This window comes from Streptomyces sp. NPDC041784 (assembly GCF_055591025.1).
In genome coordinates, this window is sequence record NZ_JBVJAB010000020.1 from 54,162 (window position 1) to 68,029 (window position 13,868).

General features: G+C 73.0%; 11 protein-coding genes. 10 read left to right on the forward strand and 1 reads right to left on the reverse strand.

What is annotated here, in order from left to right:
- Positions 1–87 precede the first annotated feature (87 nt).
- The gene (locus tag ACZ6D7_RS33605) at positions 88–900 is read right to left on the reverse strand and encodes an eCIS core domain-containing protein (protein WP_469499204.1); all 813 of its coding nucleotides are present in this window, start codon (positions 898–900) and stop codon (positions 88–90) included.
- Between the two features lie 1,479 nt (positions 901–2,379).
- Here ACZ6D7_RS33605 and ACZ6D7_RS33610 point away from each other — a divergent pair.
- Genes ACZ6D7_RS33610 through ACZ6D7_RS33655 form a run of 10 tightly spaced genes read left to right on the forward strand, consistent with a single transcriptional unit; the run spans position 2,380 to position 13,773 of the window.
- A complete protein-coding gene (locus tag ACZ6D7_RS33610; protein ID WP_469499206.1) occupies positions 2,380–3,636 on the forward strand; it encodes an ATP-grasp domain-containing protein in 1,257 nt (418 codons plus the stop codon).
- A complete protein-coding gene (locus ACZ6D7_RS33615; protein ID WP_469499209.1) occupies positions 3,633–4,541 on the forward strand; it encodes a hypothetical protein in 909 nt (302 codons plus the stop codon). Before ACZ6D7_RS33610 ends, ACZ6D7_RS33615 begins: the two co-directional genes overlap by 4 nt.
- Positions 4,538–5,647, forward strand: coding sequence for a PLP-dependent cysteine synthase family protein (locus ACZ6D7_RS33620; RefSeq protein WP_469499212.1), 1,110 nt, complete (start codon positions 4,538–4,540; stop codon positions 5,645–5,647). The genes ACZ6D7_RS33615 and ACZ6D7_RS33620 overlap by 4 nt, the downstream gene beginning before the upstream one ends.
- A complete protein-coding gene (locus ACZ6D7_RS33625; RefSeq protein ID WP_469499215.1) occupies positions 5,644–6,702 on the forward strand; it encodes a dipeptide epimerase in 1,059 nt (352 codons plus the stop codon). Before ACZ6D7_RS33620 ends, ACZ6D7_RS33625 begins: the two co-directional genes overlap by 4 nt.
- A complete protein-coding gene (locus tag ACZ6D7_RS33630; RefSeq protein WP_469499218.1) occupies positions 6,686–7,948 on the forward strand; it encodes an MFS transporter in 1,263 nt (420 codons plus the stop codon). The genes ACZ6D7_RS33625 and ACZ6D7_RS33630 overlap by 17 nt, the downstream gene beginning before the upstream one ends.
- Positions 7,949–7,961: 13 nt before the next feature.
- The gene (locus tag ACZ6D7_RS33635) at positions 7,962–8,765 is read left to right on the forward strand and encodes a class I SAM-dependent DNA methyltransferase (protein WP_469499221.1); all 804 of its coding nucleotides are present in this window, start codon (positions 7,962–7,964) and stop codon (positions 8,763–8,765) included.
- A gap of 52 nt (positions 8,766–8,817) precedes the next feature.
- Positions 8,818–10,401 (forward strand): ABC transporter substrate-binding protein, encoded by a 1,584-nt coding sequence (locus ACZ6D7_RS33640; RefSeq protein WP_469499224.1) that lies wholly within the window; start codon positions 8,818–8,820, stop codon positions 10,399–10,401.
- Positions 10,398–11,351 (forward strand): ABC transporter permease, encoded by a 954-nt coding sequence (locus tag ACZ6D7_RS33645; protein WP_469499227.1) that lies wholly within the window; start codon positions 10,398–10,400, stop codon positions 11,349–11,351. Before ACZ6D7_RS33640 ends, ACZ6D7_RS33645 begins: the two co-directional genes overlap by 4 nt.
- Entirely contained in the window at positions 11,348–12,202 is an 855-nt protein-coding gene (locus ACZ6D7_RS33650; RefSeq protein ID WP_469499230.1) for an ABC transporter permease, read from the forward strand. Before ACZ6D7_RS33645 ends, ACZ6D7_RS33650 begins: the two co-directional genes overlap by 4 nt.
- A complete protein-coding gene (locus ACZ6D7_RS33655; protein ID WP_469499233.1) occupies positions 12,199–13,773 on the forward strand; it encodes an ABC transporter ATP-binding protein in 1,575 nt (524 codons plus the stop codon). Before ACZ6D7_RS33650 ends, ACZ6D7_RS33655 begins: the two co-directional genes overlap by 4 nt.
- The last annotated feature ends 95 nt before the right edge of the window (positions 13,774–13,868 follow it).

Sequence of the window (13,868 nt, forward strand, 5' to 3'; positions counted from 1 at the left end):
GCTTCGAGCCGAGCTTACCCCCCCCCCCCCCCCCCCCCCCCCCCCCCCCCCCCCCCCCCCCCCCCCCCCCCCCCCCCCCCGCTTCGGTCATGCGCCACCCGGCTCGTCCTGCTGCTCCTCCTCCTCGGCCCGTTGCACGAACAGCCCCTGTACGTCGGCGGGTTCCTCGTCCTCCTGCTCGGCCTCCCGCTGAACGACCGCGGACGGCCCGGGAGCGGCCGCCTCCCGCTGAACGGCCGCGGACGCCCCGGGAGCGGCCACCGCCCCCTCCACCGCCTGTGCGGCCGGGGCCGGCGCGGACATGACGCGTTCGGCGTTCGCGCTCGCCTCCCGCTCGAACCGGTCCGAGGGGTCGCTGACCCGGACCCCACCGGGTGCCGGGGTCCCGTCGACCGGGCCGCTGCGCTGCTGGATCACATGGGTCAGCTCATGGGCGAGCGTCGTGCGCCCAGCATGGGACGACGGGTCGTAGGCGTCCCGCTGGAAGACGACGTTGTTGCCGACGGTGTAGGCGTGCGCGCCGACGGACTTCGCGGACTCGTGCGCCGCGTCGCCCGTGTGCACCCGTACGTCGGAGAAGTCGGCGCCGAGCCGTGCCTCCATGTCGGAGCGGACATCGGCGCCGAGGGTCTGCCCGGAGGCGGACCCTATGACGTCGTGCACCGGCGAGCGCTGCGGCGAGGGGGATTCCTCGTCCTGCTCCTGCCGCAGCATGGCGCCCACCGCGCTGTTGCCGACGGCTCGTTGCAGCGAGCCCATACCGGACGGGCCCAGCACATCGGGGCGACCCGCGGCTGCCGCCTTGAACAGCCGCGATTCGTCGGCCCGGGACTCCCTGTGGCCGGCTTGCTGGTGGTCGTGATCGTGGTCGTGTTCCTGTTCGTGTACGTGATCGGGCATTCTCGCTCCCTGGGACGTCCAGCGGCACACCTCTCTGCCCCTGACATTGCCTCAGCGCGCGTACCGGGTACAGGCGTTCGGCTGTCCACGCAAGTGCAGCCACCGCTGCCCGATGAGGCAGCCGCCGCCCCCGGGTGTCCGCGATCCGGTCTGCCACCTTCGGCCCCGGGGCACGCCTCTCGAACCTGGCTGTCACTGATGCGGCGGGCGACGAGGGAGGCGCACAGGCACAGGGCGGCCAGGGCGAGGAAGGTGACGCCTCCGGGCCGTCGCCGGACGGCAGTGCCTCGTCACCACCCGGGCCAGCTGGGGCATGATCGCCGAGGACTTCGATCGCGCCGGCTGCGGCCGGAGCGCCCCGGGTTGCCGTGGGACCTTAACTGGGCTTCCCGTTCTCCTCGGGCCGTACACCCGGGCAGCCGGACAACGACGAGTTCATCACCATCCGCTTGTCCGCACCGCTGCACGCGGACAAGCGGGCGCTGCGCTGACGCCGACGCGTCGGCCGAGCGGCTCACAGCCTTCGTGAAGCCCCGAGGCCGACGCGCCGCCCTTGGCGAGCCGCGTGCCGACCCATGGCGGCAGGGCCTGTTGGCAGTTCGGGGGTGCGTGCGAACCGAACCGATCACCAGGAGGCCCTGTTGACGCAGCCTTGCGCACGGTGGGAGGGGCGGGACGGGCGGCTGGAGGGCCACGGCCACCGCGTGATGTCGGACGCGGTGCGCTGAGCGGTCACCGACGCCGTCAAGTGGGCCGACCGGCCCGCACGTGGTCCCCACCGTGATGCTCCGCCCTGAGGGCGCCGTCCCGGTTACCGCCATGGTTCGCGGGCGTGGACAGTTGCGGGCTGCTCAAGCCGGTCGGCGCCCATCGCGACACCGTCCACAAACCGCACCGCGGTGACGCTCGATCGATCGGCCGGGTTCACCGTCGTGCGCGAGAGTCGCGATTGCGGTGTCGGTCGTGATGCCCGGCCGCCGGGCGACCTCCGCGATCGCATGCCCGTCCGCACTCTCCAGGACGATCCCCGACCGCAACGCCAACGACCGGGCCCTCGACCCCTTGACGGGCCGGGATGAGGCTTCGAGCGCGTCTGCCACCTCGCGCAGGACGCGGTCGGCCAGACGGCGTCCGAACCGTGCCGAGTGCGCCTTCCTTCGTCGCGGGGGGCGTGATGGCGCAGTGATCAGGCGGCGGTCGGCCGTTCGCCTTCGATGTCAGCCACCCCGGTTCACCCGTCTGCCTCGCTCAGGGGATCAGGACGATCTTGCCTCGGGTGTGCCGCCGCTCCATACGCGTCCGTGGTCCGTTCGCCAGCTGCGGCGCGCATCGCGTCCGTGTCCCGGACGGGCTGCAACAAGGACTGGTAAATGAAAATGATTATCGATAGCGTGTGCGGGGCGCACAGCCCGGTCCCTCCCACCCGAGGGCTCTCCGGGCTGCCCTGACGTCTGAACCGCCGGTATGAAAAGGGGAGTTGTGGCTCATCTGCTGATGGTCGAGAGCTGGGTCGGGTCGATGAGCAGACTGCTGCCGCGGGCGATCCGGGAGGGCGGGCACGAGTTCACGTTCCTCACCCGCGACCTGCACCACTACCTCCGCTCGGCGCCCGAGGGGGCGGCGCACCCGCTGCTCGGCGCCCGCAACCTGATCACCGCCGACACCAACGACACCGACGCCCTGCTGCCGGAGGTCGAGCGGCTGCACAAGGCGCTGCGCTTCGACGGCGTGATCACCTCCTGCGACTACTACCTGCCGACCGTGGCCCGGATCGCCGGGCACCTGGGTCTGCCGGGCTCGACCCCGCAGGCGGTTCAGGACGCCTGCCGCAAGGACTCCACCCGCCGTGTCCTCGCCGACGCGGGGGTCCCCGGGCCGCGCTTCGCCGTGCACGTGGAGTGGGCCGACATCGCTGGGGCGGCGCGGGAGATCGGCTACCCGCTGGTCGTCAAGCCGGTCGACCTGTGCGCGGGCATGTACGTGCGGCGCGTGGACGAAGAGGAGCAACTCGCCGCCGCCGTACGGGTACTGGCCGACCTCCCGGTCAACGCCCGCGGGCAGCGCCGGGAGCCCGCCGTCCTGCTGGAGGAACTGCTGGACGGCCCCGAGGTGAGCGTCGAGACGGTGTCGCACGCGGGCGCGGTCCACGTGGTGGGCGTGACCGACAAGAACATCGGCGGGGCGCCCGCGTTCATCGAGACCGGGCACATGTTCCCGGCCGCCCTGCCGGACGCCGATGCCGAAGCCGCCGAGCAGACCGCCCTCGCCGCGCTCGAGGCCCTCGGCCTGACCGACGGCGTGGTGGCGCACACCGAGATCAAGCTGACCTCCGCCGGTCCGCGCGTGGTCGAGGTCAACCCGCGGCCCGCCGGGAACCGCATCACCGAGCTGGTCCGCCACGTGACCGGCATCGACCTGGCCGCGGCCTTCGTGGAGGTGTCCCTCGGACGCGAGCCCGACCTGCGGCGCAGTGACACAGGGCTGTGCAGCGCGGCCATCGGCTTCCTCGTGCCGGAGACCTCGGGCACGCTCCGGTCACTGGATGGTGGGGAACTCCGGGACGCGCCGGATGTGCTGGAGGTGCAGCTCGCTGAGCCCGGCGAGCAGGTGAAGGCGGCGGGCAGCAACAACGAGTACCTCGGGCACGTCATGACAGGCGATGCCGACGGGCTGGGCGCCCGCGACCGTGTCGAGACCCTGCTCGGTGAGCTGCGGTCCGGGCTGGTGATCCGATGACCGCCGTCACCGGCACGGCCCGCACGACGACGTTCGAGACCTACGCGCCGTACGCGCCGTACGCGTCGTACGCGTCGTACACGTCGTACGCGTCGTACGACGAGCTCGTGGCGCGCGTCCGCGCCGGTGAACTGGGTGCCGATCCGGCCTCGCAGCGGATCGCCGTGGCCTTCACCACGCGGCAGGCGGTACGCCACGACGGGCGCGGCACCGGCTACCGCAACGAGGTCCTCAGCCTGCGTCTGGGCGGGGCCGTCGGCTCGTGCGCGGTCGAGCCCGGGTCGCTTCCCGACCGTGCGGTCGAGGAGTGTGTGGGCGCGAACGTGGCTCACCTGCTGGAACATCCGCTGCTGCCGGTGCGCGTGGCCGCGCTGGACGCCTATCTGATGCATGTCGCTCCGCACACTCCGCGGAACGGGGCGCGGCCGGTACCGCTGCCCGCCGGGACGTCGCTGGAGAAGTCCCGGGCGCGGGCGAAGGCCGTCGTCGCGCTGCTCGATCTGCCGACGGACGCGACCGTGCTGGTGGTGGGAGTCGTCAACTCCCTTCTGGAGGAGCTGCGTTCGCGTGGGCTGGGCTATGTGCCCTGTGATCTCAAGGGCGGGCTCACCGAGTGGGGTGAGGCGGTCGTCGCCGACGCGCTTGCCGAGGCCGGGCGCTGCGACGCCCTGCTGGTGTCCGGGATGACGCTGGGCAACGGCACCTTCGAGCCGCTGCGGCGGCACGCGCTGACACACGGCAAGCAGCTGGTGATGTTCGCCCAGAGCGGCAGCGCCGTACTGCCCCGCTTTCTCGGCCATGGGGTGAGCGCCGTGTGCGCCGAGCCGTACCCCTTCTTCTGGCTCGACGGCGGTCCCGGCACCGTGCACCGCTACGGCGGCCCCTGTCCGGAGGGCGGACGATGACCACGACGGCCGTACGCCCCCTCGCCGGCCCGGAACGCCCGGAGCTGCTCGCCCTGCTCGGCCGCACGCCCCTGGTCCGCATCACGGCCGACCTGCCCGGCGCGCACCCCGGCTTCTGGGCCAAGCTCGAAGGGCTCGCGGCGGGCGGCATGAAAGCGCGGGCCGCCGTGTCGATGCTGCTGGGCGCCCGTGAACGCGGCGAACTGCGGCCCGGTGCACCGGTGGTGGAGTCCACCTCGGGCACGCTCGGGATCGGGCTCGCCTTCGCGGGCCAGGCCCTCGGCCATCCCGTCGTGCTGGTCGGCGACAGTGAACTGGAGCCGTCCATGCGGCAGTTGCTGCGCTCCCATGGGGTGCGGCTGGAGATCGTGGACCGCCCGGCGGCCCGGGGCGGCTGGCAGGCGGCTCGGCTGGGCCGGCTGCGGGAGCTGCTCGCCGTACTGCCCGGCGCGTACTGGCCGGACCAGTACAACAACCCCGACAACAGCGCCGGTTACACCTCCCTGGCCGCCGAACTCGTCGACCGGCTCGACCATCTGGACATCCTGGTGTGCAGCGTCGGCACCGGCGGCCACAGTGCGGGCATCATCGGCCCGCTGCGGCGGCGCTGGCCCGCGCAGCGGCTGATCGGCGTCGACTCGACCGGCTCCACCATCTTCGGCCAGCCCGCCAGGCCGAGGCTGATGCGCGGCCTGGGCAGCAGCATCCACCCGCGCAACGTCGCCTACGAGGCCTTCGACGAGGTGCACTGGGTCGGCCCGGCCGAGGCCGTGGACAGCTGCCGCCGCCTGGCCCGCGGCAGTTTCGTCAGCGGCGGCTGGAGCACGGGCGCCGCCGCCCGCGTCGCCGCCTGGGCCGCCCGCGTCCATCCCGGCGCGGTCGTCGCCACCGTCTTCCCCGACGGACCTCACCGCTACCTCGGCACGGTCTACGACGACGACTTCGCCACGGCCCACGGCCTCGACCCGACCGCCGCGGTCACCCGGCCCGTCGAGATCCCGCACCCCGGCGCGGCCGAGGCCATCGGCTGGGTGCGCTGCACTCGCGTCACCGACCCGCTGAGGGCCGCCCCCCATGCTGTACCCCCTCCGGAAAGGACCCCGTGAAGGCCAGCCTGCGCACCGTACGCCTCGATCTCACCGAGCCGCTGCGCATCTCCCGCTCCACCATGGCCACCCGCGACGCCGTGTGGCTGACCGTCGAGCACGACGGCGCCAGTGGCCATGGTGAGGCCGTCACCAGCGTCTACTACGGGCTCGACGTCGAGACCCTGCAACGGCTCCTCTCCGCCGTCGGCGCGGAACTCGCCCGCTTCCCCGACCCCGAGAGCGCCCTCGAAACCCTGCGGGCGGGCGAGCCGGCCGACGAGGGCACGCCCCCGGCCGTGACCGCAGCCGCCGAGGCCGCGCTGCTCGACCTCGTCGGCAAGCGCGCGGGCAGCCCCGTCCACCGGCTGCTCGGTGCCGCCGCACCTCCGGTCGCGGCCACCGCCCGCACCATCGGCATCACCTCCCTCGCCCACGCGGCGGCACAGGCCCGCTGTCTCGCGGCGAGCGGCTTCGAGGTCATCAAGGTCAAGGCGGGAACCCCCGACCCGGAGGACGACGTGGAGCGCGTCCGCGTCATCCGCGACGCGGCGCCCCGGGCCCGGCTCCTGCTCGATCCCAACGGTGCCTGGACCACAGCCCAGGCCGAGGCGCTGTTGCACCGGTTCGCCGACCTCGGCGTCGAGGCCGTCGAGCAGCCCGTCGCGCCCGGCGACCCGGAGGCGCTGGGAGCGCTGGCCGAGCGCTCGCCGCTGCCGGTCATCGCCGACGAGGACGCCGTCGACCTGGAGGACGTGCGCCGGATGGCCGGCCGCGTCCAGGGCATCAACGTCAAGCTCGCCAAGTGCGGCGGGGTGCACGCGGCCCTGCGCATCGCCGAGGCGATCGACGACAGTGGCACGGCACTGATGCTCGGCTGCCTCACCGCCAGCAGCCTCGGCCTCGCGCCCGCCGTACACCTCGCCGACCGGGCCCGCTGGGCCGACCTCGACGGACACCTGCTGCTCGCCCACGACCCGTGGACCGGGATCGGCGGCGAGAACGGCGTCGTACGCGCAAGCGGCCGTCCCGGCCTGGGAGTTCAGGAGGTGGGTGCGGATGGGGACGTGGCGTGAGCTGCGCCGATTCCCGCTCGCGGTCCAGCTCCTGCTGGTCAACCAGCTCGGCGTCAACATCGGCTTCTACCTCCTCATCCCCTACCTCGCCACCCACCTCACCGACCACCTGGGCATGTCGGCGGCCGTCGTCGGCATCGTGCTCGGCGTGCGCAACCTCAGCCAGCAGGGGCTGTTCATCATCGGCGGCTCCGCCTCCGACCGGCTCGGCGCGCGCGGCGTCATCATCGCCGGCTGTGCCCTGCGCACCGTCGGGTTCGCCCTGTTCGCGCTCGGCGACAGCCTGGCCGTGCTGCTCGCCGCGTCCGTCCTCAGCGGGCTCGCCGGGGCGCTGTTCAACCCCGCCGTACGCACCTACATCGCGCGGGAGGCCACCGAGCGCAGGGCCGAGGCGTTCGCCCTGTTCAACGTGTTCGCCACCACCGGCGCCCTGATCGGCCCGCTGCTGGGCAGCGCGCTGCTGCTCGTGGACTTCCGCACGTCCGCGCTCACCGCCGCCGGAATCTTCGCCGCCCTCACCGTCGCGCAGGCCCTCGTGCTGCCGGCCCGGGAAGTCGAGCCGAGCAAGGGCACGGTCCTGGCCGACTGGCGCGAGGTCCTGGGCAACAGGGCCTTCCTCGCCTTCGCGCTCGCCATGGTCGGCATGTTCACCCTGGAGAACCAGCTGTACCTGCTGCTGCCTGACGGAGCCCGGCAGGCCACCGGCTGGGACGGCGCCGCCGGACTCGTCTTCCTCGTCGGCACCCTCACCAACCTGGCGCTCCAACTGCGCGTCACCCGTGCCCTCAAGGAGCGGGGAGACCGGGCGCGCTGGATCGCGACGGGCCTGGGTCTCATGGCACTGGCGTTCCTGCCGCCCGCCCTGGTGGCGGTCGGCTCCGACGGCCCGGACGGCGCGGCCGACGCGGTGCTGCGCGCCCTGCCCGTCCTGGCCGGCGCCCTGCTGCTCTACCTCGGAGTGATGATCGCCCAGCCGTTCGTGATGGAACTGATCCCCGGCTTCGGCCGGCCGGAGCTGACCGGCACCTACTTCGGCGTCTTCTACGTGGTCTCCGGCATCGCCGCCGCCGTCGGCAACACCATCGTCGGCTGGGCCATGGACACCGGGGAGCGGGGCGACGCCGAGTGGCTGCCATGGGCGTGCTGCGCCCTGTTCGGGCTCGCCTCCGCGCTGGGCGTGGCCTGGCTGCACCGGCTCGGGTCGCTGCCGACGCCCTCGAAGCCCGCCGTACCCGTCACGGCCTGAGGAGGGACACGGCATGACTTCCACGACCGCTGCGCACAACCTGCTCACCGACAACCCCGAGCTGTACGAGGCCCGCTTCCCCGACCCCGGCCGGCTGGCCGGGCGCTGGACGGAGGACTGCCTCCGACGGCACGGGGCGGGACCGCGCGTCCTCGACCTGGGCTGCGGCACCGGCCGCGACGCCGCCCACCTGCACGGCGCCGGCCGCACGGTCACTGGTGCCGACCTCTCCGAGGCGATGCTCGCCCACGCCCGCACCCACCACCCCGGACCCGAGTACGTCCGTGCCGACCTGCACGGCTTCTACCTCGGCCGGGGCGTGTTCGACGCCGTCGTGTGCCTGGACAGCGCCCTGCTGTACTGCCACACCAACGACCAGCTCGACGCCTTTCTCTCCTCCTGCCGCCGTGCCCTGGCTCCCGGCGGTCTCCTGGTGGCGGAGATGCGCAACGGCGCGTACTTCCTCGGCCGTACCCACCTGCTGGACACACCCACCGTCAATTCCTTCACCTGGCAGGGCACCGTCCACCGGTCCCACACCACGCTCACCGTGGACCGTACGGCCCAGCTCCTGCGCCGTACGCGCGTGTGGACCGCCGACGACGGGTCGGCGCCGGTCGAACAGCGTTCCGCGTGGCGGCTGCTGTTCCCGCAGGAGCTGCGTCACCTGCTGGCCGCACACGGCTTCGACGTCCTCGAACTCCACGACGGGCCCGGCCCACGCACGGAGCCGCCCTGGCAGGAAGGCCGGCTGCCCAGCGACACGACGGACGAGGACCGCCTGCACGTCGTCGCCCGCCTGAACTCCACCCACTGACACCCACGCCAACACCACACCCACACCCACACCCACACCCCAAGGAACGGTCATGTACGACGAACGCTTCCCCGGCCTGCACCGCCGCGGCTTCCTCGCCGCCACGGGCGCCGCCTCACTCGGCGCACTCGCCCTCGCAGGCTGCGGCGGCTCCGGCAGCGAGGGCTCCGACGCCAAGGGCGACGGCACTCCGAAGCGGGGCGGGCGGCTGCGCGCCGCGTTCGCGGGCGGCGGCGCCAGTGAGACCCTCGACCCGCACCTGGCCAACCTCTTCGCCGACGCCGCCCGCGCCAAGGCGCTGTACGACAAGCTCGCCGACTACGGCGCCGACCTCTCGGCCCAGCCCCGCCTCGCCGAGAAGTGGGAGTCGAACAAGACCCTGGACCGCTGGCAGGTGACCCTGCGCAAGGCGACCTTCCACGACGGCAAGCCGGTCACGGCCGCCGACGTCCTCTACAGCTACCGGCGGATCGCCGACCCGAAGCAGGCGTTCCGCGCCAGGGCGTCCCTGGACCCCATCGACCTCGACGTCAGCCGCGCCACCGGCGAGCGGAGCATCGAGTTCGTCCTCAAGCGGCCCACCGCCGAGTTCCCCAACATCCTGGCCGCGTTCGGCGCGTACATCGTCCCGGAGAACGCGGGGGAATCAGGCGACTTCGACACGAAGCCGATCGGCTCAGGCCCCTTCCGGTTCGTCTCCTTCTCCCCCGGCCGCTCCGCCGTCTTCCGCCGCTACGACGACTACTGGGAGGGCGCCCCGCACCTCGACCAGCTCGAGTTCGTCGTCGCCAACGAGGAGTCCGCCCGCGTCAACGCGCTCCTCGGCGGACAGGTCGAGTACGCCCACGAACTCAACCCCGCGACCGCCCGCGCCCACGAGGGCAAGGGGCAGATCGAGATCGTGCGGCTCCGGGGCAGCGCCATGCAGGGCTTCGCGATGAAGACCGACCGGGCCCCCTTCGACGACAAGCGCGTACGCGAGGCGTTCTTCCTCATCGCCGACCGCAAGGAACTCGTCGACGGCGCCCTGTCCGGTGCGGGCGTCATCGGCAACGACCTGTTCGGCAAGGGCTACGAGTACTACGCCGACGGCCTCCCCCAGCGCGCTCAGGACCTCGACAAGGCCCGCGCCCTGCTCAAGCAGGCCGGCGCCGAGAACCTGAAGGTCACCCTCGACACCTCGGCCGTCGCCGCCGGGTTCACCGAGGCCGCGAGCATCTTCCGTGACCAGGCGAAGAAGGCGGGCGTCACCGTCGACGTGAAGATGGGCAGCAAGGACTCCTACTGGGCCGACATCCTCGACAACGGCACCCTGTGCTGCTACCGCTCCGGCGCCCTGCCCATCGAGGCCCACATCTCCCAGCGCCTGCTCACCGACTCCACCACCAACGCCACCAAGTGGAAGCACAAGGACTTCGACGCCCTGTACCAGCAGGCCCAGTCCACCCGCGACAAGACCGAACGGGCAGCCGTCTATGAGCGGATGCAGCGCCGCCTGTACGCCGCGGGCGGCTTCCTCATCTGGGGGTTCGCCGACTGGATCCTCGGAACGGCCCGCAGAGTGAAGGGAGTTGCGGCCGAGGCCCCTGCCAACACGCTCGACTGGGCCCGCTTCGACAAGGTCTGGCTCGCGTGAGCGGACTGCGTTCCTTCGTCGCCCGGCGGCTGCTCCTCGGCGTCGTGCAGACCGTGGCCGTGGTGCTGCTGGTCTTCGCGCTCACCGAGGCGCTGCCGGGCGACGCCGCCGTCGCACTGGCCGGCGACCAGCCCGACCCCGCCCGGATCGCCGCCATCCGCGAGGCCATGCATCTCGACCGGCCCGCGTACGAGCGGCTGGCCGACTGGGCGGTGGGTCTTGTGCACGGCGACTTCGGCACCTCCCTGACCTCCGGCCGCCCGGTCGGCCAGTACATCTCCGACGGCTTCGGCCCGACCGTGCTGCTGGCCGCGCTCACCGTGGCGCTGCTCGTCCCGATCGGCTTCGGCCTCGGCGTGTTCGCCGCCCGCCACGAGGGGCGCGTCGCCGACCGGGTGATCAGCTCGGTCACGCTCGCCGTGTACGCGGTGCCCGAGTTCGCCCTCGGCGTGTTGCTGGTGACCGTTCTCGCACTCCGGCTGGGCTGGCTGCCACCGACCGCCGTCGGTTACGGCACCAACCTGCTCGGCCACCCCGCCGCGCTCGTCCTGCCCGTGCTGGTCCTGCTGTCCCGCCCGGTCTGCTCCCTGTCCCGCCTGGTGCGGGCCGGCATGATCGACGCGCTCGCCTCCCCCTACGTGGCCCAGGCCCGCCGCTACGGCATCTCCGGCACCCGCATCCGCTACACCCACGCCCTGCCGGGCGCCCTCGCCCCCGCCGCCCAGCACCTCGCCCGCACCGTCGACTGGCTGCTGAGCGGCGTCATCGTCGTGGAGGCGCTCTTCGTGATCCCGGGGCTCGGCACCGTCCTGCTCAACGCGGTCGCCGAGCGCGACGTGCCGGTGGTCCAGGGCCTCGCCGTGGTGTTCGGCGTGCTGACCGTCGTACTGAACCTGGCCGCGGATCTCGTCGCCCACCGTCTCGCACCCCGGGCGGGGGTGGCCGCATGAAGAAGCTGACGAAGCTGACGCAGCTGACGAAGCTGACGCAGCCACGGACGGCCCGCTTCGCCCTCGGCGTGACGGTCGTCGCCGTACCCCTCGTGCTCGCCCTCCTGGGCCCGGTGTTCGCCGGCGAACCAGGTCCGCGGACGGCGTCCTTCACCGTCGGCGACGGCCACTGGCTCGGCACCGACTTCGTGGGCCGGGACGTAGGGCAGCAGGTACTGCACGGCGGCAGGCCGGTCGTGCTGACCGCCCTCGCCGCCACCGCCCTGTCGTATCTCGTCGCGCTCCCCGTCGGCCTGGTCGGCGCGCTCACGCATCGCCGCTGGCTGGAGGAGTTGCTGATGCGTCCCCTGGACGTCCTGCTCGCCGTCCCGTCGCTGCTGCTGATCCTGCTGGCCGCCACCGTGTTCTCCCCCGGCCCCGTCGGTCTGGCCCTGCTGGTGGCACTGGTGAACGTGCCCGACGCCGCCCGGCTCGTACGCGCCGCCGCCGCGGAGGCCGCCGCCCGCCCCGCGGTCGAGGCGCTGCGCATGCAGGGCGAGCCCTGGTGGCGCATGGCCGTCGGCTACGTCGGCCGTTCCATGCTGCGCACCTTGGCCGCCGACGCCGGCACCCGGCTGACCGGCGTGCTGTACCTGGTCGCCACGGCCGCGTTCCTCGGTGTCGGGGTCGCCCCGGACGCCGCGGACTGGGCGGTCATGGTCGACCGCAACCGCACCGGCCTGTTCGTCCAGCCGTGGGCCGTGGTCGTCCCCGCCCTGCTGATCGTCGCCCTGACGATGGGCACGAACCTCCTCTTCGACGCGGCGCTGGCCAAAGGCGAGAGCCGGACAGAGAAGGAAGCACGTCCGTGAACCACGAGAGGGACGCCACCGTGGATCCCGTGGCCGAGATCCGGAACCTGCGCGTCGAGGTCGGCGGCAGGGCGATCGTCGACGGAGTGAGTCTCAAGGCCCTCCCCGGCAAGGTCACCGCCCTGGTCGGCGCCTCGGGCAGCGGCAAGACCACCACCGGCCTCGCCCTGCTGGGCGAGTACCCGCCCGGCGCCCACGTCACCGGCGACGTCCGCCTGGCGGCCGACGGCCTGGTCGGCTACATCCCCCAGCACCCGGCCGCCGTCCTCAACCCCGCCCGCCGTATCTCCGCCCTCCTGACGGACGTCGCCCGCGCCCAGGTACGCCACCTGCCCCGCGGTCAACGCCGGGCAGCGGCCCGAGAACGCGTCCTGCGCGCGCTCGCCGAGGCCCAACTCCCGGACGGCAAGACCCTGTTGCGCCGCTATCCGCACCAGCTCTCCGGCGGCCAGCAGCAACGCGTCGTCCTCGCCCAGGCCCTGCTGCTCGGCGCCCGCGTGATCGTCGCCGACGAGCCCACCACCGGTCAGGACGCCCTGACCAAGAGCCGCATCGTCGACCAGTTGGCGGCCGTCGCGGCCCGTGGCATCGCCGTCGTCCTGCTCAGCCACGACCTGGACGTCGTACGGGCGCTCGCCGACGAGGTGATCGTCATGCGGGCGGGCCGGATCGTGGAGTCGGGCCCGGCGCAAGGTCTGCTGCTCGCGCCCCGGCACGAATGGACCCGCGAACTGCTGTCCGGGCAGCCGGAGTTCACAGAGCCGGAAAGCGCGAGCGGCAGCGGCCGCAGCCCCGTCCTGCGGATACGCGACCTGACCGCCCACCACCGCAACACCACACGCGGCACGACCGAGGTACTGCGCCTGACCGAACTCGACCTGCGCGCGGGCGAGAGCCTGGCGGTCGTCGGCCGCTCCGGGAGCGGCAAGACCACCCTCGCCCGGTGCCTGGCCGGACTCCACCGCGACCACGGCGGAGAGATCCTCCTCGACGGCACACCGCTGCCCCGCAGCCTGCGCGACCGCGACCGCGCACAACTGGCGGCCGTGCAGTACGTCTTCCAGGACGCGCGCCCCGCTTTCGACGAACACCGTCCCGTCCTGCACCAGATCGCCCGTACCGCGATACGGCTGCGCGGCACCGGGTCCTCCGCCGCGACGCAGGAGGCCCTGGCCACGCTGACCGGCCTCGGCCTGTCCGAGGACCTGGTCCTGCGACGCCCCGGACAACTCTCCGGCGGCGAACTCCAGCGCGCGGCCCTCGCCCGCGCCCTGCTGGCCCGGCCTCGCGTCCTCATCTGCGACGAGATCACCTCCGGCCTCGACTCGATCACCCGCCGGGGCATCCTCGGCATCCTCACCACCCTGCTCCACGACCGCGACGACCTGTCCCTCGTCCTGATCACCCACGACCTGGACACCGCCGCCCTGGCCCACCGCATGGCCGTCCTGGACGCCGGCGAACTCGTCGAACAGGGACCGGCCCACCGAGTCCTCACCGCACCGAGCCACCCGTTCACCGTGTCGCTCATGGACACGACGACACGGCTGGGGGCGCGAACGGGCACCTGACCGTCACCCGACCGGTCCACACGAGCGGGCACCTGACCGTCACCCGACCGGTCCACACGAACGGGCGCCGCTCGGCGATCCACTTCTGGGCGTCG

Excerpts from the sequence above, each read along its gene's own strand:
- ACZ6D7_RS33630 (WP_469499218.1), top strand. The coding sequence starts at position 6,686 with ATGGGGACGTGGCGTGAGCTGCGCCGATTCCCGCTCGCGGTCCAGCTC.
- ACZ6D7_RS33650 (WP_469499230.1), top strand. The coding sequence starts at position 11,348 with ATGAAGAAGCTGACGAAGCTGACGCAGCTGACGAAGCTGACGCAGCCA.
- ACZ6D7_RS33620 (WP_469499212.1), top strand. The coding sequence starts at position 4,538 with ATGACCACGACGGCCGTACGCCCCCTCGCCGGCCCGGAACGCCCGGAG.
- ACZ6D7_RS33640 (WP_469499224.1), top strand. The coding sequence starts at position 8,818 with ATGTACGACGAACGCTTCCCCGGCCTGCACCGCCGCGGCTTCCTCGCC.
- ACZ6D7_RS33635 (WP_469499221.1), top strand. The coding sequence starts at position 7,962 with ATGACTTCCACGACCGCTGCGCACAACCTGCTCACCGACAACCCCGAG.
- ACZ6D7_RS33615 (WP_469499209.1), top strand. The coding sequence starts at position 3,633 with ATGACCGCCGTCACCGGCACGGCCCGCACGACGACGTTCGAGACCTAC.
- ACZ6D7_RS33605 (WP_469499204.1), bottom strand. The coding sequence starts at position 900 with ATGCCCGATCACGTACACGAACAGGAACACGACCACGATCACGACCAC.